Below are 23599 nucleotides of genomic sequence, written 5' to 3'. Positions count from 1 at the left end.
TCTACCGTGTTAATTCAAGATAAAAAATTGCTTTTAATTGGTCAGGTAACAGATTTAAGCAAAATCCCCATCAGGACAATTCGTTATTACGAGAGTTTAGGCTTAATTAAATCGTCAAGACGTACAGAGGGAGGCTTTCGCCAGTTTTCATTGGATGTGCTAACTCGTCTAGCATTCATTAAAAGGGCGCAAAATCTTGGTCTTAGTCTAGAAGAAATTGGAAATATTCTTCAGGTTTATGACCAAGGACAAACTCCCTGTGGTGAAATCAAAGAAAAACTTGAAGAGAAGGTTTTAGAGATTGATCACCAAATTGATCAGTTGTTAACTTTACGCTCTGAAATCAAGGGATTACTTTCAGGCTGGAAGAATATCAGCGACCACCATGAGGAAACAATTTGTCCGATCATTCAAAATAAGACTTGTAGTAGGAGTCAGGTTTAAGTAGGCTCGTGGCGAATTGAGGGGTGAAATTTAAACGCATAGGCGCTTCTCTACGAGACGCTACGCGAACGCCTTCCCGCAGGGTAGGAGCGCAGAGGGACGCAGAGAATTTGCTAGGAATTTTCGTTCTTTATTTAGGATTCAGAACTTTTATAGAGAAGGAACCACCACAACTCTAGTCCAATTAATGTTAAACCACCGATCGCAACACCCACTTTTAAGCCCAAAGGTTGCTCAATGCCGTGAAATTGACTGGTTTGCTCTGACGAGTGGGCTGGCATTTTTGCTAATGTTACACCTGATGTTCCAGTGAGTAGCACTAAAGCTGTAAGGCTTCCCCAAAGCATTTTTTGACTGAACATTTGCTAAATTAACCTGCAATTATGAGATAGCTTTTGGTTGAAAGTTACGCAATCTGAGGGCGTTGCTGACAACAGAGAGTGAAGAAAGAGCCATTGCAGCTCCGGCGATAATTGGATTGAGTAACCAACCAAAGATGGGGAACAGAATTCCTGCCGCAATGGGAATACCAATGACGTTGTAAATAAAGGCAAAGAAGAGATTTTGCCTGATGTTATTGATGGTGGCGCGACTAAGTTGAATAGCTGTGACAATTAAGAGCAAATCTCCAGAAATTAGGGTGATATCGCTAGCTGCGATCGCCACATCTGTTCCCGTACCAATAGCAATTCCTACATCAGCTTGGGCTAGGGCTGGCGCATCATTTATGCCATCACCTACCATTGCGACAATTTTAGATTTTGGATTTGGGATTTTGGATTTGGGAAATCTCTCTATCTCCCCTTGTATAGATAGGATAATCGCCGCTTTCTGATCTGGCCGGACTTCGGCAAAGATTCGCTGGATGCCAACTTGTAGAGCGATCGCTTCGGCAGTTTTTCGATTGTCTCCGGTGAGCATTACTACTTCTAAACCTAACTTATGTAGTGCTTTCACTACTGCTGTTGATGAAGGTTTGAGGGCATCAGCGATACCCATTATTCCTTGTAGTTTGCCATCTACAGCAATCAAAATAACTGTTTTACCAGCCGCTTCCCAGGCATCTTTATACTGCTGGAGAGTTATGGTGTTAATTCCAAGTTCTGTTAACCAGCGTTGTGTACCAATTTGCACAAGCTGATTTGAAACAACTGCTTGCACACCACTACCTGCGATCGCTTGAAAGTTCTTTGCCTCTGTTAAACTCACCTCTTGAGACTGAGCGTATTTTACAACCGCTTCAGCTAAGGGATGCTCAGAATTATGTTCCACGGTTGCTGCTAACTGTAAAAGCTTGATTTCATTACCATTAGCTGTGCCGTTGACAGTCACAAAGTCTGTAACTGTCGGTTTCCCTTGAGTCAAAGTGCCAGTTTTATCTAGGACGATGGTTTTTATTTTGTGTGCTAGTTCTAAGCTGTCGGCGCCTTTAATCAAAATGCCATTTTCTGCACCTTTGCCCGTCCCCACCATTACAGATGTGGGGGTAGCTAAACCCAAAGCACAAGGACAAGCGATAATCAGTACACCTACTGTTGTCGTTGTTGCTAGGGTAAGGTTGCCCGTGAAATTAAACCAAATCACGAAAGTGGCGATCGCGATCGCAATCACAGCTGGTACAAACCATCCTGTGACTTGATCTGCCAAGCGCTGAATTGGTGCTTTAGAACCTTGTGCTTGTTGCACTAGTTTGACGATTTGAGCCAAAAACGTATCATTTCCGACTCGTGTCACCCGAAACTGAAATGCACCCGCACCGTTAATCGTCGCCCCAATTACCTCATCTCCTGGCTGCTTTTTGACTGGTAAACTTTCACCCGTCACCATCGCTTCATCTACCGTCGAAGCGCCTGCAATCACTTCGCCATCTACGGGAATCTTTTCACCAGGACGCACCAAAATCACATCGTTGATTCTGACTTCGGCGATCGGAACATCAATTTCTCTACCATCGCGCATAACTCTAGCATCTCTGGCTTGCAGTCCAATGAGTTTGCGGATGGCTTCAGAAGTTTGCCCCCTAGCGCGATTTTCCAACAACCGCCCCAACAAAATTAAGGTAATGACAATCGCAGCAACTTCGTAATAAACATGAGGTATCAAGCCCTGAGCAATAAAAAATTTCGGGAAAACAGTCACAAACAAAGAATATAGATACGCTGCACTTGTGCCCAAAGCAATCAGCGTGTCCATCGTCGCCGTATGCCGCTTAAGGGTTTTCCAGCCATTCCGGTAAAAAGATCCACCACACCAAAACACCACGGGTGTTGTTAGCACTAACTGTACCCAAGGATTCTGAAGAAAACTTGGAATTAAGGGTAAGTTCAGCCCAGTCATCATGGGTAACGACCCTAAAAGTAGGAAAATGCTGATTACACCTCCCACCACTACCTTGAGAGAGAGTTTGCGTTGTAATGCTCGCCTAACCGCTTTCTCGGTATCATCTTCTTCGGAGAGTATTTCTTCTTGGAGTGAGTAGGAAGAGTATCCCGCAGCATCTATAGCAGCTTGGATTTTCTCCAAATTGGCTACAGAGCGATCGTACTTGATCGTGGCTTGTTCTGCTCCAAAGTTAACGTTGCAGTCAATCACCCCAGAAACAGAGCGAATTGCCTTTTCGATGTTGTTGGCGCAAGCGGCACAACTCATGCCTCGAAGTTTGAGTGTGAGAGTATCCATTACTAGATGAACTGCCGTGATTGATGTGGGAGGATCTTAAAGATTAAGCAACTGGATAGCCAGCAGCAGCCAACGCTTCCTTAATTGCTGTTTCTGATGCTTGAGTTTGGACACTGACAAGCTTGGTTGTTGGATCAGCCTGAATGCTAGCGTTGGCATCGACTGCCTGAAGTGCCTTGGTGATGGTGCTTGCACAAGCAGAACAAGCCATATTGGGAACTGTGAGTTGGAGAGTCATAGATTTACGGGATAAAATGAACAACCTAGCCAGACCAAACTGGATGACTGAGGGACAACCGTCAACAGTCAGAAATAACTGGAAAGAAAGTCGCCTTGAATTCATCCTAGACTCTCTAGCCGACTGGAGAGTCTAGAGAATTTTAAAAGTTTTTCGCTAAACTTCAAATTTCTTTATAACTTTGCTTTGGCTGAGTCACCGTTACCCATCAAAAATACAACGTACTACAAAACACTTGTCATCCAATAAAAGTGTGTGTTATTAAGGCTATATAACCTGTTGTTTTCCCCACAGTTCTGGGAAAATGACCCTCCGCACCACTTGAGACGCGGCTGCTGAACCCAAGTCTCCTCATCTCTTCACAATAAAGGGTCTTTTTTAAGACCTTATTTGGAGTTGTCATGCAGCCAAAAAATCTCAAACGTCTCCTGCGTGCCTTAGAGCGGCAGGGTTTGGATGTAACTTACAACAATTGCACTTATTCTATCCGTCTAGTTAATTCTCCTGATGCTCCTGTAGCAGAAGTGCTACTGGCAGAAGACTTTCCCGTAGAAGCTAAGGCACTCAAGCAGTTAGCGAATTTGGCAAGCGTCCGCCACCCATCAGGTGGATATGTTTGTCGTGCCTGTGCTACGCCTGACTTTCACCCAGGTGATGCGGGTATTGCTATTGGTTCAGTTGTAGAAACTGTGGGTCAGGTTATCCCTGGCGCTGTCGGTTCTGACATCAATTGTGGGATGCGCCTCCATGTTGTTGATTTGACAATAGAGGAATTCCTGGCAAAGCGTGACCAATTCGTAGAACGAATGAAGGGAGATTACTTCTTCGGTACGCGTGATGTGACGATGACTGCTCAGACAATGCGATCGCTATTTCAGTACGGAGTTGCTGGTTGGCTGGATGCCATCCTAAATCAGCCTACAGGGAGTGTAGTCAAGTCTGATTTGCAACAACTTGCCCAAGAGAGCGATCGCATCTTCTTAGGTGGTTCAATGGATGGTGACTGGAAACTTGCGCCTGAAGAATTGGTTCTCGATACCGGACTAGTACGCGATGGCGGACTGGCAACCATTGGCGGGGGTAATCATTTTGTAGAAGTGCAACGGGTTGATAAAGTCGAAAATCGCACACTTGCCCACGCCTGGGGAGTGCGGGAGGGACAGCTAGCTTTTATGATTCACTCTGGTTCTCGAAACGTGGGTAAGTATATTGGAGGAATGTGGCGAGATAAAGCTAAGGCGACTTGGCAAAAAGGTTTGAAGTATCCTGATTCTCAGATTTTTCCTCTCTCTACTTCTTCTCACCCCGAACTAGTTGCCAGTTACCTGCAAGCTGAGGCCACTGCTGCTAACTATGCCTTTGTCAATCGCCTGCTGTTAGCGGAACTGCTGCGTCTGCGTTTGCGGGAAGTATACAAAGATGTGGAAGCACCTCTAATTTATGACTTACCGCATAACATCACCTTGCCAGAAGGTCACGGATGGGTAACACGCAAGGGTGCTTGTCCCGCCCATCTAGGGCAACCAGTGATTATCCCTGGTTCAATGGGTGCTTATTCTTATCTGATGGTGGGTAAAGGCAATCCAGCATTTTGTAATTCTGCCTCACATGGGGCGGGAAGAATTCGTTCTCGCTTCGACCTCAATCGTAGAGGTGCATCTCAAAGTGAGGCGGAACTGGGATTAACTGGGGTAGACTGCATTACCCTGCGTGAAGAACGCCGAATTGAGGAAGCACCCGCAGCCTACAAACCCATTCAGTCTGTGATTGATGTGCAGGTTGAGGCAGAAATGGTGGACGTTGTGGCGCGGTTGAGTCCGATATTGACGTTTAAGGCATAGCTGCTAAATAAAAAACCCCTGGTCAACGCCAGGGGCATCCATCTTTATTCCCTGATATTACAATCGCATCTGTGAAGCTATGGTAAATCCCTAGTAATGCAATTACCGCATAATGTTGATGATGATTTTGCAATCAGCTAGTTAGATAGGAATTTACCAAGCATCAGGCATGAGAGCGATATCTACGACGGGCTACACTTACGCTTCTTTCTGATGCCTTTATTTTTTCTCATAAATCGAGTGGATAACAATATCGACGATCAGTTTACCTCTACTTCGATGAAAGTCTACACTTTCATTTATCTGAGTTTTTCTAAAAAAAGACCCTGGTATTATTCCAGGGTGCATACACGTTTTTGAGGCATTAACAGGTTGAATAATAACTCTGTAAAATAGTTATTTCTACTATCCATAGAATGATCTGAATATTGAGCGATATATTATGGTATTAGTGGTTTTTGTTGCTTGGTCTATTTATAAATGGTATTTTCTAACACTAACCCAGCAGATTTTGATGATATTTTTTATTCCTTTAGTATCAGGTCAAACATTCTGTAATCTGATACTAATCTCTTCTTTACAGTAAAAACAGAACTTAAATTGAATCTAATTTATGGGAGAATCTCCTAAAAATAATCTGGCGATCGCTAATAATTAGACTTAAGTGTTTTTAGGTAGTTGCACAGTGAACAAACTACCCTTACCTAGTTCAGAGGCGACCTGGATAGTTCCGGCGTGCGCTTCTACAATCCGGTGGGATAGATGTAGTCCTAAGCCACTGCCTGAGCGTTTATTTCTACCTTGGCGAAATCGCTCGAAAATTGTTGCCTGATCTTCTGGCGCAATCCCATATCCTGTATCTTGTACCTGAATTGTTACCGAATCTGAATTTCCTGGATGAGGTGATGTTTCCAAAATGCGGATTGTTATGCCGCCTGTATCTGTAAATTTGATGGCATTTGCGATCAAGTTGTTTAGCACGCGCCGTAGTTCCAAGCGATCGCCCATAATAATACCAGCATTTCTACCCAATGGTTCTAATTCACCGGTGTCTATTTCTAGAGTTAAGCCTTTTTCATTAGTTAGAGGACTTAGTTCGCTGACTACTTCTTGAGATATCTCACCTAAATCGCATATCTCCCAATTCAACGTTTTTTTACCTGCCTCGAAGCGATAGACTTCTAAAAGGGTATTCACCATGTCCATCAAATTTTGGTTACTGCGAATCATGACTGCGATCGCCTGTTTCATTTCCGGCGAAATTTTGCAGAATGTTTCCATTTCAAACAAATTCAACATGCGATCAGAGGCTACTAGGGGAGTTCGCAAATCATGAGTTAGACGGGAAACAAAATCTTCCCGTTGGCGGGCCATTTTTTGTTGTTCGTCCAGACTGTGCTTGAGACGCAACAGCGATCGCACCCTTGCCAATAGTTCATCAGTATCAAATGGTTTACGAATAAAATCGTCAGCACCAGCATCCAAACCTTTGACAACGCTGGATTCGTGAAAGGCAGTAATCAGCAGAATTGGAATATAAGAGATTGCAGGGTTCTTCCGAATCCGACGTGTGACTTCATAACCATCTATTCCTGGCATCATCACATCTAACAGAATCAGATCGAATGGAGATTGTTCAATTTGCCCCAAAGCCTTTATTCCATCTGAAGCCAAAACAATTTCATACCCCTCACTTTCTAAAATTGCTTGAACCAAAATGAGATTATCTTGAATATCGTCAACTGCGAGGATACGATAAATTTTATTATTTTCAACTTCAGACATGATTTATCAACTTTTATCAGTTTTTTTGGGGAAGTAATTTATAGTTTAAATTTAGGATATCAGATTGATGCTTTACTGGCTTGAGAAGATGAGTGATGTTGATTTTTAGCAGAGCAAAAAACCTCGTCAGCATCTAACTGGGAAGCTGGAGCATCGGCTGCTACAGTTGATAATGTGATTTGACGTGGCAATTCAATTTTAAACATTGAACCGATCCCCAATTTGCTCTCAAGAAAAATTTTGCCGCCCATCATTCGTACCAGCGAATCTATAATTGCCAAACCCAAACCTGTACCTGGATATTTGCGAGTGATAGTTTGATCGACTTGCCGAAATGCTTCAAAAATACGTTTAAAATTTTTGGGTGCTATGCCAATACCTGTATCCCCAACCAGAATTAACACTCGATTTTCAGCTACTTCTTTAATCTCAACCCAAATCTCACCAGACTCGGTGAACTTAATGGCGTTGGAAAGCAAATTCATTAAAATCTGTTTAACACGAACTGGGTCATTAAATACCAAAGGATTTTGCAAATCGGTTTGCACTAACAATGATAGATTTTTGACGCCAGCTAGGGAATGCATTTCACTAACAGCAAGATTTATTACCTTTGATAGATCAAATATTTCTGCCTTTAAATCTAATCGTCGTGTCTCCAGCTTGGAAAAGTCAAGAACTTCATTTAGCAGCATCAGCAAATGCTTCCCATTATTCAAGATGCGCTCAATCATATCTGCTTGTTGATGCGTTAGTTGACCAAACTTTGGACGTAGCAGTATCTGCGAAAAACCAATAATCGCATTCATCGGCGTTCTCAGTTCGTGGGAGATAGTTGCCAAAAAATCTGATTTTAGCTGTGATGCCTCCAATATGTTGAAGTTTTGCATTTGAATATGTTGCTGTTGTCTCTCCAATTCTTGGTTCTTACGAATGAGTTGTTCATGAATTTCTCTGAACTGCTGGTTTGCTAAAGCTACCTGCATTTCAGCCCGATAAACCCGAATCGCACTCCGTAAAACCTGCCCTAAGGTTTCTGGAGATATTCTACACCTTAAGAGATAGTCTGTTGCACCAGCTTTCAATAATTGCACTGCAATTTCTTCATCTCCTTCACCAGTTAAGACTACTAAAGGAACTTTAATTTCCGAAGAACGTAGCTGTTGAATAAAGGTTAGTCCATTTTGGTCTAGTAAGCGATAGTCGAGGAAAACACAATCATAAATAGTAGCGTTTAAGACAGAAAACACATCATTGCCATCGCTTACTTCAGACAGTTCCATTTGAACACCTGCTTTAGTCAGGGCAGAACGGACTGCCATCCGATCTTCTTGGTCAGCGTCTACAACTAGAATTTTCAGCGTCTGTTCCATCGATTTTTATTTTCGCCGCCAAACATAGGTTGATATATAACATTTCTTTTTTCAGATTATCCAAGTAAATAATATAAATAATATAAGATTTTCGGACATCTAAAATCTGTAACTTGATTGACTAAGGCATTTCGCACAATATCCAATAATTATTGAGCGTTGCCATCACCTCTACAAAGTTAGAAAAGGTCAAAGGCAAATTCAGTCTGTTGTATGCTCAATCTAGTTAATTTACCAGAGCATTGAAATTAAACTCTTAGCAAATAACCAATGGCTTTCACAAAATTAGCAATTAACAAACTGAAAACTCTTGATCTGAATACAGCAAACATAGCTAGATATAAAGTAAAATAGAATACTTTACTAAGCTTAAAACAATTATAAATGAGTGAATAAGCGACCGTCGTCACCCCTTGGTGAGAGTTACACACGATATTGTGTACCATAAGCTTGAGCAGTTTTAACCATCAGATTGCTTAGACCAGATGAAAAAGAAAATACTGCCTATACCTATTTGTGAATCTAAAGTAATCCTACTTCCTAAAATTTCGACAATTTTCTTAGCGATCGCCAGTCCTGTGTTACTATTTTCCTAGCGATCGCGGACTTATACTGTTTGAAAAATTACCAATACCTCTGGTGAATTTTCGGAATGATACCAACTCTTTCCAAACCTTCTGGCATTTGAGCAACCTTCCCTAAAAGGGTTAAGCGAAAATTCCAAGCCTCTCCCTCAGAAGCAGAGAAGTCTTCCACATCCGGTGAAAAGTCAGCCCAACAAGCTTCCCACAAAAAACAACGAATTACTTGACTGCTGGCGATTCCACCAAATTTTAAGGCAGTGTGATTCCCTTCCATGATGATTCCTATTGGCTCAATCAATTCGATGAATCGAAAAGTTTGGTTAAAAATAGCTCGAAACCATTGTTCACTTTCTCGTAAGGCAACTTTGACCTTTTGTAATTTATCCATTTTTGGAAGTTTTTCGGAAAGCTTTATATACAATTAAGTAATGGAAGATCCCAACTCAAAGTTGAATTCTAAGCAAAGGGGAACAACTTGGCATTCTTTTTAATATTTCATACTTTTTGTGCAAGTATCATATATCTTCAGCTAGATTTGTCATCTATCGAAATATGAAAAATCAAGTATTTATTATTTCTCTCGGTGGATGCAGAGGTTTTGAAATATCATCTATCTTTGGTATGGGAAAATAAGAGGTAACACTTACAGAAGGGAATACATTGAAAGAGGTAAACAGCACAAAAGTGAGTGTAGCGATGAATGAAATTAGCATTATTTTAATTGAAGATCATGACTTAACGCGAATGGGGCTACGAGCAGCATTACAGTCTCACAGCGCCTTAAAAGTAATTGGCGAAGCGGCAAATGCTACCCAAGGATTAAAACTTTTAGAAACGGCAAAGCCCGATGTCGCTGTTGTAGATATTGGCTTGCCTGATATGGATGGCATCGAACTGACCCGTAAATTCAAACGCTACCAAGCTGAAACTGGGCAATCGACTACAAAGATTCTGATCTTGACAATGGATCATACAGAGGATGCTGTACTTGCAGCCTTTGCGGCGGGTGCTGATTCTTACTACATGAAAGAAACAAGCATCAGTAAATTAACTGAGGCAATACAAGCAACTCACGCCGGTAACTCTTGGATTGATCCGGCAATTGCCAACGTGGTACTGCGGAAGATGCGGCAAGGTATTCCTGGGGAGAGCCAAAATTCTGACAAGCCGAAGACTGTAAAAATTGAAGCGCTGGCGACAGAATACGAACAAGTTTTGGAAACATACCCCCTGACTCAACGGGAACTGGAAATCCTAGAGTTGATTGTAGCTGGGTGTAGCAATGGGCAAATTGCCGAGAAACTCTACATTACAGTTGGTACTGTGAAGACCCATGTTCGTAATATTCTAAATAAACTGTGTGCCGATGACCGTACTCAAGCGGCTGTGAGGGCGCTACGTTCTGGGTTGGTGGCGTGAGGGAGTAGGGATGAGGGAGCAGGGGGAGCAAGGGGGAGCAGGGGAGGAATAATAAATGCCCAATGCCCAATGCCCAATGCCCAATGCCCATTCAAAATCGTTCCTGTAAACATTCCGCAATGCGTAGTGCGGCTCCCGGTTTGCCCATGCGTCGCAGACCATTTTCGGCAATAATTTGCAAAATATCAGGATCTTTGAAGAGGGACTGTACGATCTTGGGAACTTCTGCTGGCTGCTCGACTAAAATCAAAGATGAGCCTAAATGACGACTTTGAGCTTCAGCAAAGGCAGGGTTATATTGTGGTCCATTGCCGGGAATCGCGATCGCAGGTTTCCCTAAACCGATAAACTGTTCTGTGGCTGTACCTGCCATTGCGATCGCTAAATCTCCCAAATGCAAGCAATCATTATAGGCTTGTTGTGTCAGCAGTAGATATGCATTCCTTTGTTTAAATGTCAATATATTTGGATCGCGAAGTTGAATAGGAGATGCCGATTCAGTACGCCAGCCTTGGGATTGCAGACTTTGGGATAAAATATTAGAGTCTAAACTAGGTGCGATCGTACCTAAAAATACCACTGTGCCAGAAGTGTAAAACACCGAATCCCTCTGCTGCAAACTTGCCATCAAAGCAGATACGGCAATCATAATTGTTTCCCAGTTGGTATATGCCTCTGGCGGACGCGAACCAGGAAGAAGAGTCACCATAAAGGGTCGAACTGTCTCTTGCTGTTGACTATTCTTACTATAAAATTGTTGGCGTGAAAACGTCGGTTGCAGACCATCCATCATCGGATTACCCAAATTAAAAGCTGGAATTGGCCATTGTTTTAATATTTCCGTCGTCAGTGCATCTCTAGGGAACACCGCTTTACAACGGCGACGACTCATTAACCAACGTTCCCAAGGATGGTAAACTGAACCGGAAAAGTTTTCCCAACGCGCACCTTTGGATTTCCGTGGTAATAATCCAGCTTCATCCCGCACATAATATTCAGATTTTGCCGTACCGACAAAAGCATAATTAGCGCCACTGAAAGTTGCAAACAACAGGGGAACAATATCTCCCACAGCTAAAATCGCTGTTTTATTACCTAATTTTTTTTGGGAACTCACCCAACGGCGGACAGCTTTAATCTGGCTGAGGGTCAGTTGCACTAAACCGCCGCGTACATCCCGCACCAATTGGTGTCCATCCATATAAATAAAGCCACCAGAAGGCATCGTGTGGACTGAACCAATGAAGGGGATATCCAACTGTTCATAAGCACGTCCTTCACCCACCAGAGGTAAAGCAAATATCTCTGGTGGGTTTGATTGTCGTTGGAGTTCTTCCAAAATCCGAACTGCAATTACATCTTCCCCATGACCATTACTTAATACAAGTAACTGCAAAGGAGAAGTTACAGCTTGGGATAACCGAGATACATTACTCATAAGAAACAAAACATCAAAATTAACTGTCTGTTTAGGTAAGAGGTATAAATAGGGAAATCGGCGAAGAGCTGGAAGTTAGTATTATCCCTATTTCTTTACTTCCCTACAACTAACACCAATTTCGGATAGGTAGTATTGTTTAAGAGTGTGAATGTTGCCTTAGAAGGGGATGCCACAAAACTTGATTTAGTCTACGAACTCAAAGAAACTGGGGCGCGTGGTGTTAACTTGGGTGGTAGTTATAATGCTGATCAGGGTTTGGTAGGTACAATCAGCTATCAAGATCAGAATGTCGGCGGTATTAATGATACTTTAGCGGCGAATGTTGGTGTAAGTAGCCGAGATTTGCAGTTTAATACCAAATTTATCAGTCCCTATCGCCCAACTAACAGCGATCGCTTGGGCTATACTGTGAATGGTTTTCGTAGTCGAGAACTTTCGGAAACCTTTGATGACAAGATTAAGCTAGCTAACGGCGACAAAGTGCGGGAAGGTCAAATTGGCACAGGTATCAGCTTTCAGCGACCAATTGACGACTGGAATACCTCTTTAGGATTTAACTATACTCGAACTAGTATTCGCGATCGCCAAGGTAATATTACCCCAACTGACGCTCAGGGCAATCCCCTCTCTGCAAGTGGAACTGGCATTGACGACCTAACTATCGTATCCTTCAACGCCACCAAAGACCAACGAGATAATCCCATCAATCCAACTCAAGGTTCCATTCTGAGTCTGAGTACAGAACAATCTGTGCCTCTCGGTCAAGGTAATATTTCCCTAAATCGCCTTAAAGCCAACTACAGCCAATATTTGCCAGTGCAGTTATTTAACAGCAAACAGCCACAAGTATTTGCTGTGAATGTTCAAGCTGGTACCGTCATTGGTAATTTACCGCCTTACGAAAGCTTTAATTTGGGTGGTTCCAATTCAGTGCGCGGTTACGATTCTGGAGAAGTTGGCAGTGGTCGGAGTTATGTGCTAGCTTCCGCAGAATACCGCTTCCCCGTCTTACCAATCGTAGGCGGTGTATTATTTGCCGACTTTGCTTCAGACTTAGGTTCCGGTGATACTGTATTGGGAAATCCTGCGGGTGTGCGGGGCAAACCAGGTTATGGTTATGGTTATGGGGCTGGAGTGCGAGTAAATTCACCACTGGGCTTAATTCGGGCTGACTATGGAATTAATGACCAGGGAGAAAGCAAAGTACATTTAGGCATCGGGCAGCGATTTTAAGAAAATGAGCCTTTAGCTGACGTGAGTTCGACAAGTTTTATTTGACCTCTCAAGAGCAGCCCCTCTCCGACGCGGAGAGGGGAGCAAAAAGCTGAATTTTTCGTTGCTCCTCCCTTTCCGTTTCGGAGAGGGAGGCTGTCCGGGAGAGGTTCATCGAACTCACGTTTAGCTGAAACAGCATTCATCCCACCCTCCGACAGTAACTTTCAACATTTCTGAGCGTTCCTCAGCTTTGATAAACCCTTCTCAGCACGGGTTAAATTCTAGCTATCCGCTAATAGCACTTCTTTACTCAGCACTCCTGAGCTGCCCTCTGTTAGACTTAACCTGTCCGCGCTTACTTTTGTAATCAAGGCGCTTTTTTTGAGAACTGCGAGTCGGTTTAGTGGGTTTGCGTTTTATCGTCACTACAACTGCGCTTTGAATGAGTTCTTGAAGTCGTCTCAACGCTGACTCCCGATTGTTCTCTTGGCTTCGGTGTTCCTGCGCTTTGATTACGACAACTCCTTCTTGGGTAATACGTCGATCATTCACCTTTAAAAGCTGTTGTTTATAATAATCTGGTAATGATGAAGCCATAATATCGAAGCGCAAGTGAATCGCAGTGGAAACCTTATTCACATTTTGGCCTCCCGCTCCTTGCGAACGAATCGCACTAATTTCAATATCACTCTGTGGGATAATAACTTTGTTGGAAATTTGCAGCATTACTCACAAGGCAAAAGAGGAACTTTTGAATTTGAAATAAAAATCCTTTACTCGGTTTGTTCGGAAAAATCTGTTAATACATCTTGGTCTTCATTGTTGTTCAAATTCACCTCTAAAGTCTGTCCTTCTATTGTCACTTTATCACCCGGTACTAGTCGCCGCCCTCGTCGGGTTTCCAGCATACCGTTTACTTGAACATCGCCACCTTGAATCATCAGCTTGGCTTGACCTCCTGTTGGCACTATACCCATCAACTTTAAAAATTGATTTAACTTAATTGTGTTGTCTCTGATTTTCTTCATAGTAAATAAAACTATATTACCTTAATTGTATCGTACCGACACACTGCTTTTGATTTGGTTACTTTTGGTAAGTAGGCCGTCTTTTGTTTTCAAAAATCAAATAGGATTTCTATATTAATAAGATAAACGCTTAAATGCTCACTTGATGTAGAGTTAAAATCGGTTCTTATTTTTATCAAACAGAATAAAGGTGCCAGTCGCCAGAATTAACTTGGGTATTTTGTGCGACTGGTGGATGAATAAACGGGTTGAAGACCACCAAATTTTCTTGTTTTGTGGTCAACAAGAAAGTGGCGGGTCTGAATCCCCCACTGATTGCATTCTGACGAATGTATTCTGACGAATGTATTCTTCTTCAATGTTTTATAAATAGGTAGGCGTAATTAAACATAAGTAGGACTTACGCATGAGTTACGGAATAACGAACCGCTCCAGGCGCAGAGAAGCCAGTGCGTTGCGGTGAATCCAGCGCTGTAGGCGGGTTTCCCGCCGTAGGCGACTGGTGAACCCGAAGGGGGGTTCCAAGAGTTGTAGCAACTGGCGCGGCACGGAGAAATCAGAGTTTGAGAGATATTTTGCGTAAGTCCTAATAAGATCAAACCTCACCCTCAATCCCTCTTTGAACTTACGGAGAAGCAAGCTACGCGCAGTGGACGCATCAGAAGGACGCCAAGTCTCCAAGAGTTGGACGCAAAGGAATAAGAAGTTAAAAAGCTTTGTGCAGCCTCACAAAGAAATGATATAAGGAATATAGATTTACAGCAGTTTTCATTTAATTGAACCATATATGTTGTAAATGCACAGCAATGCTCATTAGTGTCAACTTAAGCTAAAACTCGTTTAAAACCTCGTTAAGAGCCTCTGGCTGGAAATGCTGTTGATTGCGACTCCGCCACGAGTAAGGGAGGCTCCGCCTCCGATTAGGCATTCCCCGTCGGAGACTCTTAACGAGATAAACTGACGACTATTCGGCATGGGTTACTTAGGTAAACTTTTAGTACATCACAACGAAAATCAACCTTTGGGCTGATTTTACTAATTGGCTGTGGTGGAGCGTCACAGCCCGTCGTAGACATTGCAATGACAAAAACTGTAATACCAGTTTATTATCTATAATGTTGATCTGCAAAATTGCCAGATATGGATTAAAAAACTAGTCTGGAAGGTTATTTTAGTGTCTTCAGGGGACTGGATCTATGATTAAGCTTGGTTTATTAGTACAGTCCCAAAATAACTATTTGGGTATCGGAAAAGTTACGGAAATATCTGATACCAATGCAATCGTTGAGTATTTCTGCTCCATAGGGCAACGTCTCCAAAAAACTTTACCTTTAAATTCGCTCTCTCAAGTCAAGCTTGAACCACAAGCTCGATGCTATGTCAAGTCCCAAACCCAGGATAAATGGCTAGTTGGCAGAATTTTCATCTGGGATGAAGACACAGAAATGTATCAAATTGATTTACCAGATAAGAAAACTGCAATTGTTACTGAAGAAGAAATTTACGTTCGTTGCAATTTACCCAACACTGACCCCATCCAAACTCTGGCGATGAAGGGTCACGAAACGCCCTATTTCCACGACAAAAGATTGGCTTTCGTGAAATCCTTGATTCAGCAACGCGCTGTGAGTCGCGGGATGACGGGACTGATTTCGGCAAATATAAATCTTTTTCCTCACCAAGTTGAAGTAGTCCGGCGGGTACTGGAAGACCCAATTCAACGCTACTTGCTAGCAGACGAGGTGGGACTGGGAAAAACCATTGAAGCGGGTGCGATTCTGCGTCAATTCCTTCTCGATGAGCCAAAAAAAGGTGCGGTGGTCATAGTTCCGCAATATTTGCTCAAACAATGGCAGACTGAGTTAGAAAACAAGTTTTACATTTCCCATTTTCCCAAACGGGTAGCGGTGCTGGCGGTTGAAGATATCCATAAAATCAACCTGAAAGCGAAGATAGGTTGCTTAATTTTAGATGAAGCTCATCACATCGCGGCGATGGCAACCTCTAAGGATGCAGCAGTGCGCCAGCGTTTTGAGACTTGCAAAAATATTGCTCATAAAAGCGATCGCTTACTTTTATTATCTGCTACTCCTGTTCTCAATCATGAGCAGGATTTTCTGGCCATGTTGCATTTGCTGGACCCGACAACCTACAAACTTGATGATTTAGCAGGTTTTCGTGCCAAAGTTGAAAGCCGTCAGCAAATTGGTAAACTTCTGCTTTCTTTTAAAGAAGGTGCAGAGCCTCTTGTTCTCAAAAGTAACTTGCAGCAACTACGAAACCTGTTTGCTGAGGATAAGTATTTACTGAAGTTGGCAGATGATTTAGAAAATTGTTTACAAACAAATTCGACTGAGCAAGAGCAAATCGTCCAAGCGATTCGCGTCCATGTCAGCGATATCTATCGACTACATCGGCGAATGCTTCGCAACCGTCGCGCTGCGGTGGAAGATGTGATCTTTGACCGCAACTTTACGCCGAAAGAAGAGTATGATTTAGACGAGCGATCGCTTGATATTCACGAACTGATCAATCAATGGCGTAGTGTTGCTCCTCATGAAAAGCAATATCAGCGAATTTTTCTGTTGTTATTCCTAGCTTCTGGTACTTGGTTAGGCATTTTCGAGCAAGTAATTGCCGCGCGTTTAACTGGTAAACCTGATTCTAAACTCATCCAGGAGTTTAAAGAAGATGATATTCACCTATTAACTACAACCCCCAAATTTGTAGGGGAAGAAGAGATTCTGCAATCATTACTAAAAATTATTCGTCAACCTCAAGAGGATGGAGAACGGACGGAAAATTTGAAAACAGTGCTGCTGAATCAGTTAGGTATATATTTCAAAATTCCTGCAAACATTCGCAAGAATCAAAACGAATTCATCACGAGAATACAGCAGAGAATCAAGAGACCAATTACGGGCGATATTCTCCCCAAATTTATTGTATTTACGAGTTTTGTGCAAACTTGTGCCGAAATTGTCCGGTATTTGTCTAATATCTTTGGTGTAGAGACAGTAGCCAGCCATCAATTTGGAGAATCACCAGACAAGGTTGAGGAAGGCATAAATAGGTTCAAGAATAACCCAAACTGCTTTATTCTAGTATGCGATCGCTCTGGAGAAGAAGGACGTAACCTTCAATTTGCCGATTGGTTAATTCATTTTGACCTTCCTTGGTCGCCGAATCAATTAGAACAGAGAATTGGCAGACTTGACCGCATTGGCAGCAAAATTGGCATCCAATCCTGTGCCTTGATTGGCCCCTATTTGTCAGATAGTCCTCACAATGCTTGGTATAAAGTATTAAAAGATGGGTTTGGTATTTTCCAACAATCAATTGCTAGTCTACAATTTTATGTGGATGAGAAACTTGCAGAATTAGAAACTGTTTTGTTTGAATCAAGTGCTGCTGGCTTGTTAGAGATGATTGAGCCAATTCAGTCACAAATTGAAGCGGAAATAGTGAAAATTAGTGAACAAAATACTCTAGATGAAATTGACGCTAACGATGAAATAGCAACCCAGTATTTTCAAGATTTAGATAATTACGATGCTTGCCATTTAGAAATTAAGCGAGCAATTGAAGGCTGGATTTGTGACGCGCTGGGATTCAGGGGACAAAATAATCCAGATTCATCAGAGATGCGACGTTATCAACCGACAACGCGAACCTTGGTTCCCATAAATGAGTTAAAAAATCGTTTTACTGAGAGTTATCTAGACCAATTCGGTACTTATAATCGCAGAGTTGCAAATCAGAATTCTGGTATTAAACTTTTTCGGGTTGGGGAAGGATTTGTAGAAGCACTCTTGAACTATGTAAACTGGGATGATCGAGGTGAAGCCTTTGCGATGTGGCGCACTGATACATCTTGGGATGCTAAAGAAAGGATGGAGTGGTTCGGTTTCCAATTCAATTATGTAGTCGAGACAAATTTAAAAATTGCCAAACAAGTTTTAATCGATTACAAACTAGATAATTCTCAATTCAAAATCTTGCAGCGACGTGTTGATGCTCTATTTCCGCCAATTATAGAAACTATCTATGTTGATGGTCGCAATGAGCAAATACGCGTTGTTGAGGATAAAGCCCTCTTAAGTATTTTGCAACGTCCATATAAAGATAAAAACAATAATCAAGGACGAGATTACAATCTAGCAAAAGAACGCTTGGGAATTATTGACGATTTTGTTGACCCTAGTAAATGGCAAAATTTTTGCTATCAAGTGCGTAACACTTCTTCGGAATTACTCTCGAATCGCCCCGATTTTATTCACTTATGCCAAAGTTCTGCTCAAGTTGCTGAAAAGAAATTAGACAATCGAGTCGAACAATTACGCTTGCGCCTGAACCAGCAAAGTTGGGATCAGACATTAGCTGAAGAATTGAAGATAGAAAGTGCTTTAAATGCAGCGATTCTAGAGGGAATTCGTCAACCGCTTCTCAGGCTTGATTCTGTCGGTTTCATTGTTGTATCTGGGCGATCGCTTGTACAATTTGAGTGATATTATCTTGAATCTCCTGTAGGGTGGGCATCTTGCCCGCCCTAGTTGTGCAAATTAAATGCGCTACAGCTTAGTTGTTGTTAGCAGACTTCCAGGTATTGTAGAATGATTGGGCGATCGCGCCGGAGTTACGTAAGTATTCTGTTGATTGAGTGGCGTTAAATGCTCCTCATATTTTGGTATAAACTCCGTTTTTTTACTCCACGCCTTCTAGCAACTTGGCAACTTGCTCTGGAGCGGGAAGCTGATTTTTTAATTCTTGAGGTAATGTTGAAACCACAATTTACGAGTTATTCTGATATAAAATTCCCGTTCTAGGTCATCTTTGCACTTCTCTAAAATGACTATATTGTGAGTCCACCCAATTTCTGCCACCATTGGTGGCAGAATTTCTTTAGAGTGGTAAGTCAGATAAAAATCCCGCATTCTCCAAATGTTACGGGCAGAAAATCCGCTAATTCCAGGAAACTCTGCTTGCAAGTCTTTTGCTAACTGTTCTACTACCGATTGACCCCAGCCTGCTTCCTGCTGTCGGGTAAAAATCATCTGTCCAATGTCCCAGTAGAGGTTAATCATTTCCCGATTAACTACTTTTAGTGCTTCGTACTGGGCTGAACGAATACGCTGTTTTATTTCCATTAGCAAATGTCTATAATCCTTTGAAATGGGGTTACTCATAGGGGAAAAGGTTTAACTTATTCATGACCAGTTAGCCGACGCGCATAAACTAAACGGTTTTAGAGTCACTCATGTACTTTTTCATCCCCTATTTAAGTTGTCAAAACCTTTAACAATTATCATTTTCAATAAGACTATTTTGAGTATTTTAACTGATTGACAAAAGGCACTTAATCTTAAGGTCTCATCGATGCTCCGAGTCTAACAGGGACAGACTTGAACTTGAGTTCAAGGCAGGGAGAGGTTTGTCATGCAGTTTCATAAGATACACTCATGTAGCTGTTATCTACGTCGCCTCTAGTCATCTACAATTTGTCGGTCACACAAATGACGTAATCACAAGGTTTTCAGACAGAAATTCGGAAAATTAAAGAAAAAAATCATGACTAATTGCCTAAAAAGTCCGGTTTTTTTGGCTTTGTGATGATAAATAAAAATAATAGCGTTGAATGTCATGCTTCCCATCGCGAAGGATTACTGAAATTCTTCACTGCTTTCACGATGACTACTGAGTATAAAATTTTTGCTGGAGATGCTTCTTTGCCACAAAAAAGTAGATGGAACTACATCAAGAGACTCAACCACAAAATTTACTCTAGATGTATTTGTAAAGATGTCACGGTATCTAGGAGCAAATTTTAAAGGAATTGTAAAAGACTTGGTGCCATTATGGCAGGTTTTTACCCAAAATATGGGATATTAGTAGATTGTACAAATGCTTATTGTTATTCACACATTAGTTACTATCTACCAAAAACTGCTAAGACCAAGCAAATTTGACACAGATAAGTTTAAGTAATTTATGAAGTAGGAAATAATACATGGTATTATCACTGTCTTCTCATAACGTGATCAAGTATCTGCAAGATGCGGGTCTGTGCAGTTCAGAAAATGGCGTATCAGATAAATCTGAGTTGCCAGGAAGTAGTAAGAACAATTTCGATTTGGTAGTGACTCTAGCAGATAATCGCAAACTGCTCGTTAAACAAGAACGTAACGTTAAGAACAATGACGCGCCGCCTCATGAATTGTTTCAGGAGTGGCTATTTCACCAGTTGCTCCAGCAGTTTCCAGTTCTTGGCAATATTTCCGCAATGCCTACGGCGGTAAACTACGCACCATTGGTAGTGCATTTTGACGAAGAAAATTCTATCCTCGTCCGCAATTACCTGAGTGAATATCAAGAGCTTGCGATCTTATACCACAACAATGATATTTTTCCACAAGAAATTGCTTCTGCCATCGGCACTACTTTGGGGGGACTGCATCGTGCAACCTTCAACTGCCGAGAATATAAGGATTTTATGGCAACTGCTCCCCAAGGAGAGTTTCGCTATGGCTTTTACAATCCGGCGCAAGGGGTAGGGTCAATTGAGCCGGAGATTTTTGGGACTGTTCCCACGGATGCACTGAAATTCTATGTTCTCTATCAACAGTACGATAGTTTGGAATCAGCGATCGCAGATTTGGCATCTGACTGGAATCCTTGCTGCTTGACTCACAACGACCTAAAATTGAACAACATTTTGGTTCATTCCAGGTGGGAGAAACTAGACAATTGCCTAGTACGACTAATTAATTGGTCAGCTTGTTCTTGGGGAGACCCAGCCTTTGATTTAGGAACTTTACTAGCAAGCTATTTAGGAACTTGGCTCAATAGTCTGGTAGTAGACCCCACCATTGAGTTAGAAGAATCTTTACATCTGGCGTTGACACCATTAGAGATTTTACAACCTTCAATTATTGCCCTAATTAGGGCTTATATAAATGCTTTCCCGATGATTTTGCAATACCGCAGGGACTTTATTTTGCGCGTTATCCAGTTTGCGGGGCTGGCGCTGATTCATCAAATTCAGGATATGATTACCGGCCGTAAATACTTTAATAATGCTGACATCTGTATGCTCCAAGTGGCTAAAAGTTTACTCACAATGCCTGAGCAAGCTGTGCTGACTATTTTCGGGATATCAGAGTCAGAAATCCTGAATACTGTCGCAAAAATCCAGAAACTTACTCAACCTGTAAAAGAACCGCAGTTACTTCGCATTTATTACGAAAAAACTCGGCTTCGTGGTTGTTAATGGTAGGGGGCAGAACAATTTGAAGAACAACACAGAATACAGAATACAGAATACAGAAAATACTATCAATCAACCGTTAACTTCTCTATTGGACATTGCTAAGAATATCCAGATTGAGTCAAATTTTTGTATTTCCCATCCCAATTATCAACCCTTTGCTCTGCCAACTAAAATAGCCGACAGATTTCAGCAAAATTCTGTAGATTTACAACAGAAGTATCTTACTCTATTGCTGCGAAACTTTCTCTATGGAATTTATTACAATGGCTCCCTGCGAAGTACTTTGGCAATCAATACTGATAGTACTAATTGCCCGCCAAAGCATAATTTAGCAGATAATTCCATTTTGGAGATTGATTGGAACTTTTACGAGCAATTGCACGCCAGTAATCACGGCATAGGTTACTTTGACCCTCAGTGGCAGGTGTTGCGAAAAGAACCTGATGGTACTATGGCGGTAACTAAAGGCGGTTTAACACTTTATGTTGAGCCAGACTGCCATCTAAAATCCACCAAGAAATCTATCAAAGTGGGTGAGATGGTAGCAATCTGGATGCCCAAAAATCGACTGCAAAATGGCTGTTACTTGGCAGTTAGCAATGTTGGACAAGAACGCCAGAGGAACCCCGATGCTGATTTGGGAGCAGGGCGAATTTACTTTAATTTTACGGCATCTGGTGCGATCGCTCTCATAGAAAGCCTGACACTGCGATTGAATGCAGCCTCGATTCCCTTTAGCTTTCAGGTTCTCCACAACCCTTCTGCATACGGACGCTATGATTCGGGGCTACTCTACTTTGAACTCCCCGACTATCCAGCAATCCGCACAATCCTTCAGGTTATTTATCCAGAAAATCAATCCCATTTCCAGCCCGAAATTCCCTTGTTTACCAAATTTTTAGCACCGGGATTAGGTTTAGCTGAAGAACCAATCCAAAAATTTGCAGCACAAGAAAGTTTTGGGATGAACCGTTGTCAAATTGTCGCTAATGCTTTATTGGAAGCTTGGCAAAAAGGTAAGAATGCGATGGAGGAACGGATGAGGGTTATTGACCAACACTTTGCACGACACTCAATAGATTTGCAGCGTCCTTATCTTAATCCCAGTTCTGAGGATATATATAAGCCGTTAAATTGATGGGGAGTGGGGAGTGGGGAGTGGGGAGTGGGGGGAAAGAATACCTAACGGGACTTAAACCTTTTTGAGGTAGAAACAAGCCTTAAACCCATGCAGAGTAAAGGAAATACACCAAATACTCAAAAATAGCCCAAACCCAGATATATGAATAAAGTAACCAAAACGATATCGAAGTCTTTCTATATATACATTTGAGGCTCTTTTGTGGGTGTTTTTTGTCTAAGTCCCAATGCCCAATGCCCAATGCCCCATGCCCCATGCCCAATTTAAAATTCCACAATTACCGGCACATGGTCGCTGGGTTGGGTTAATTTTCTGGGTGCGACATCGATGATGCAACTTTTAGCACGCTCATATATCACGGGTGTGAGATAGTGATGGTCAATCCGCCAACCTAAGTTGCGACGGAAGGCGGCGGCGCGATAATCCCACCAGCTAAAATTTCCGCCTTCTGTGGTGAATTTGCGAAAAGCATCGGCAAATCCCAGTGTCAGAATAGCCCGTAAGGCTTGGCGCTCTGCTTCTGTTGCCATAATGTGATTTTCTGTACTGACTTGCTCGTGAATATCCTTGTCTTCCAGTGCGATGTTGAAGTCTCCGCACACACAAATTGCCGGTTCTGACAGCACGAGCAACCGCAAATACTCGTGTAACGCTGTCAACCAGCGCAGTTTGTATTCGTATTTTTCAGTTCCGACTGCTGCGCCATTGGGAACATATAAGTTCACAATCCGAACACCATCAATTACACCTGTAATCACCCGCTTTTGCTCATCCCATTCGTGGTGTAAATCGGGCAAAATCGCCCGAAACCCGCTACTTACGTCTTGGAGCGGCTGGCGACTAATCAGGGCGACACCGTTATAAGATTTTTGTCCTGACATATAAAGGTTATAGCCTAACTGCTCAAAAGGCGATCGCGGAAACTCGGTATCCACAACTTTCGTTTCTTGTAAGCAGAGAACATCAACAGGATTCAGGGTTAACCAATCGATAACCTGTTCGAGGCGAGTGCGAATTGAGTTGACGTTCCAAGTAGCGATTTTCATCTGTTAGTTGTCAGAATTTTTGTAAATTACTAATTACACGTTATGTAATTTTTGTACAATTACTTAACACTTATAATTTCTGTTCCATTTGCCAATTA

The 23599-nt window shown here is 42.1% G+C and carries 17 protein-coding genes and 3 pseudogenes; 7 read left to right on the top strand and 13 right to left on the bottom strand.

All coding sequences use genetic code 11. The features are described from left to right. The first annotated feature begins 6 nt into the window (after positions 1-6). Positions 7-444 (top strand): heavy metal-responsive transcriptional regulator, encoded by a 438-nt coding sequence (locus PUQ00_RS00930; protein ID WP_300412238.1) that lies wholly within the window; start codon positions 7-9, stop codon positions 442-444. Between the two features lie 134 nt (positions 445-578). Here the strand turns inward: PUQ00_RS00930 and PUQ00_RS00925 are convergent, their stop codons facing one another. The 3 genes from PUQ00_RS00925 to PUQ00_RS00915 are packed head-to-tail and all read right to left on the bottom strand — an operon-like array spanning position 579 to position 3361. Further along, positions 579-806 carry a hypothetical protein gene (locus PUQ00_RS00925; protein WP_300412236.1) on the bottom strand — a complete coding sequence of 76 codons (228 nt, stop codon included), beginning with the start codon at positions 804-806 and terminating at the stop codon, positions 579-581. A 19-nt stretch (positions 807-825) separates the two neighbouring features. Next, complete coding sequence (locus tag PUQ00_RS00920; RefSeq protein ID WP_300412234.1) at positions 826-3123, bottom strand: heavy metal translocating P-type ATPase; 2298 nt, start codon at positions 3121-3123, stop codon at positions 826-828. A gap of 43 nt (positions 3124-3166) precedes the next feature. After that, positions 3167-3361 (bottom strand): heavy-metal-associated domain-containing protein, encoded by a 195-nt coding sequence (locus PUQ00_RS00915; protein ID WP_300412388.1) that lies wholly within the window; start codon positions 3359-3361, stop codon positions 3167-3169. Positions 3362-3762: 401 nt separating this feature from the next. Here PUQ00_RS00915 and PUQ00_RS00910 point away from each other — a divergent pair, with 401 nt between their 5' ends. Continuing rightward, on the top strand, positions 3763-5202 hold the full coding sequence (locus PUQ00_RS00910; RefSeq protein ID WP_300412232.1) for an RtcB family protein: 1440 nt from the start codon (positions 3763-3765) through the stop codon (positions 5200-5202). Between the two features lie 660 nt (positions 5203-5862). Here PUQ00_RS00910 and PUQ00_RS00905 read toward each other — a convergent pair. The 3 genes from PUQ00_RS00905 to PUQ00_RS00895 form a co-directional block, all read right to left on the bottom strand. Next, complete coding sequence (locus tag PUQ00_RS00905) at positions 5863-6987, bottom strand: hybrid sensor histidine kinase/response regulator (RefSeq protein ID WP_300412230.1); 1125 nt, start codon at positions 6985-6987, stop codon at positions 5863-5865. A gap of 59 nt (positions 6988-7046) precedes the next feature. Next, the gene (locus tag PUQ00_RS00900; RefSeq protein ID WP_300412228.1) at positions 7047-8360 is read right to left on the bottom strand and encodes a hybrid sensor histidine kinase/response regulator; all 1314 of its coding nucleotides are present in this window, start codon (positions 8358-8360) and stop codon (positions 7047-7049) included. A 624-nt stretch (positions 8361-8984) separates the two neighbouring features. Further along, positions 8985-9332, bottom strand: a complete 348-nt coding sequence (locus PUQ00_RS00895; protein ID WP_300412226.1) for a hypothetical protein — start codon at positions 9330-9332, stop codon at positions 8985-8987. Positions 9333-9640: 308 nt separating this feature from the next. Here PUQ00_RS00895 and PUQ00_RS00890 point away from each other — a divergent pair, with 308 nt between their 5' ends. Continuing rightward, on the top strand, positions 9641-10363 hold the full coding sequence (locus tag PUQ00_RS00890; protein ID WP_300412224.1) for a response regulator transcription factor: 723 nt from the start codon (positions 9641-9643) through the stop codon (positions 10361-10363). Between the two features lie 91 nt (positions 10364-10454). On the opposite strand, the gene PUQ00_RS00885 is transcribed toward PUQ00_RS00890, so the two are convergent. Beyond that, complete coding sequence (locus PUQ00_RS00885) at positions 10455-11801, bottom strand: lipid-A-disaccharide synthase-related protein (RefSeq protein ID WP_300412222.1); 1347 nt, start codon at positions 11799-11801, stop codon at positions 10455-10457. 119 nt (positions 11802-11920) lie between these two features. Here PUQ00_RS00885 and PUQ00_RS00880 point away from each other — a divergent pair. Further along, positions 11921-13037 (top strand): annotated as a pseudogene (locus PUQ00_RS00880) (BamA/TamA family outer membrane protein); the annotation flags it as partial. Positions 13038-13325: 288 nt separating this feature from the next. Here PUQ00_RS00880 and arfB read toward each other — a convergent pair. From arfB to PUQ00_RS00865, 3 genes are all read right to left on the bottom strand, one after another. Continuing rightward, positions 13326-13745: an alternative ribosome rescue aminoacyl-tRNA hydrolase ArfB gene (gene arfB, locus PUQ00_RS00875; RefSeq protein ID WP_300412220.1), complete on the bottom strand. Its 420-nt coding sequence runs from the start codon at positions 13743-13745 to the stop codon at positions 13326-13328. Between the two features lie 47 nt (positions 13746-13792). Next, entirely contained in the window at positions 13793-14047 is a 255-nt protein-coding gene (locus tag PUQ00_RS00870) for an RNA-binding S4 domain-containing protein (RefSeq protein ID WP_300412218.1), read from the bottom strand. A gap of 411 nt (positions 14048-14458) precedes the next feature. Continuing rightward, the gene (locus PUQ00_RS00865; RefSeq protein ID WP_300412216.1) at positions 14459-14653 is read right to left on the bottom strand and encodes a hypothetical protein; all 195 of its coding nucleotides are present in this window, start codon (positions 14651-14653) and stop codon (positions 14459-14461) included. A 590-nt stretch (positions 14654-15243) separates the two neighbouring features. Here PUQ00_RS00865 and dpdE point away from each other — a divergent pair. After that, positions 15244-18555: a protein DpdE gene (gene dpdE, locus PUQ00_RS00860; RefSeq protein WP_300412214.1), complete on the top strand. Its 3312-nt coding sequence runs from the start codon at positions 15244-15246 to the stop codon at positions 18553-18555. A 73-nt stretch (positions 18556-18628) separates the two neighbouring features. Here dpdE and PUQ00_RS00855 read toward each other — a convergent pair. Beyond that, positions 18629-18744, bottom strand: a pseudogene (locus tag PUQ00_RS00855) (type I-D CRISPR-associated protein Cas5/Csc1); the annotation flags it as partial. Positions 18745-18837: 93 nt separating this feature from the next. Next, positions 18838-19233, bottom strand: a pseudogene (locus PUQ00_RS00850) (DUF1016 N-terminal domain-containing protein); the annotation flags it as partial. Positions 19234-20054: 821 nt separating this feature from the next. Between PUQ00_RS00850 and PUQ00_RS00845 the strand changes: the two are divergent. Further along, positions 20055-21314, top strand: a complete 1260-nt coding sequence (locus tag PUQ00_RS00845) for an aminoglycoside phosphotransferase family protein (RefSeq protein ID WP_300412212.1) — start codon at positions 20055-20057, stop codon at positions 21312-21314. 43 nt (positions 21315-21357) lie between these two features. Further along, positions 21358-22452 (top strand): T3SS effector HopA1 family protein, encoded by a 1095-nt coding sequence (locus tag PUQ00_RS00840; RefSeq protein ID WP_300412387.1) that lies wholly within the window; start codon positions 21358-21360, stop codon positions 22450-22452. 266 nt (positions 22453-22718) lie between these two features. On the opposite strand, the gene xth is transcribed toward PUQ00_RS00840, so the two are convergent. Next, the gene (xth, locus tag PUQ00_RS00835) at positions 22719-23501 is read right to left on the bottom strand and encodes an exodeoxyribonuclease III (RefSeq protein ID WP_300412210.1); all 783 of its coding nucleotides are present in this window, start codon (positions 23499-23501) and stop codon (positions 22719-22721) included. Positions 23502-23599: the final 98 nt, after the last annotated feature.

This window comes from Nostoc sp. S13 (assembly GCF_029379315.1).
Taxonomy (GTDB): Bacteria; Cyanobacteriota; Cyanobacteriia; order Cyanobacteriales; family Nostocaceae; genus Nostoc.
Note: the sequence above shows the minus strand (reverse complement) of the source record. Positions and strands in the feature narration are given on the sequence as shown.

Coding starts and splice junctions, on each gene's coding strand:
- PUQ00_RS00925 (WP_300412236.1), bottom strand. CDS start 806: ATGTTCAGTCAAAAAATGCTTTGGGGAAGCCTTACAGCTTTAGTGCTA.
- PUQ00_RS00920 (WP_300412234.1), bottom strand. CDS start 3,123: ATGGATACTCTCACACTCAAACTTCGAGGCATGAGTTGTGCCGCTTGC.
- PUQ00_RS00915 (WP_300412388.1), bottom strand. CDS start 3,361: ATGACTCTCCAACTCACAGTTCCCAATATGGCTTGTTCTGCTTGTGCA.
- PUQ00_RS00910 (WP_300412232.1), top strand. CDS start 3,763: ATGCAGCCAAAAAATCTCAAACGTCTCCTGCGTGCCTTAGAGCGGCAG.
- PUQ00_RS00905 (WP_300412230.1), bottom strand. CDS start 6,987: ATGTCTGAAGTTGAAAATAATAAAATTTATCGTATCCTCGCAGTTGAC.
- PUQ00_RS00900 (WP_300412228.1), bottom strand. CDS start 8,360: ATGGAACAGACGCTGAAAATTCTAGTTGTAGACGCTGACCAAGAAGAT.
- PUQ00_RS00895 (WP_300412226.1), bottom strand. CDS start 9,332: ATGGATAAATTACAAAAGGTCAAAGTTGCCTTACGAGAAAGTGAACAA.
- PUQ00_RS00890 (WP_300412224.1), top strand. CDS start 9,641: ATGAATGAAATTAGCATTATTTTAATTGAAGATCATGACTTAACGCGA.
- PUQ00_RS00885 (WP_300412222.1), bottom strand. CDS start 11,801: ATGAGTAATGTATCTCGGTTATCCCAAGCTGTAACTTCTCCTTTGCAG.
- arfB (WP_300412220.1), bottom strand. CDS start 13,745: ATGCTGCAAATTTCCAACAAAGTTATTATCCCACAGAGTGATATTGAA.
- PUQ00_RS00870 (WP_300412218.1), bottom strand. CDS start 14,047: ATGAAGAAAATCAGAGACAACACAATTAAGTTAAATCAATTTTTAAAG.
- dpdE (WP_300412214.1), top strand. CDS start 15,244: ATGATTAAGCTTGGTTTATTAGTACAGTCCCAAAATAACTATTTGGGT.
- PUQ00_RS00845 (WP_300412212.1), top strand. CDS start 20,055: ATGGTATTATCACTGTCTTCTCATAACGTGATCAAGTATCTGCAAGAT.
- xth (WP_300412210.1), bottom strand. CDS start 23,501: ATGAAAATCGCTACTTGGAACGTCAACTCAATTCGCACTCGCCTCGAA.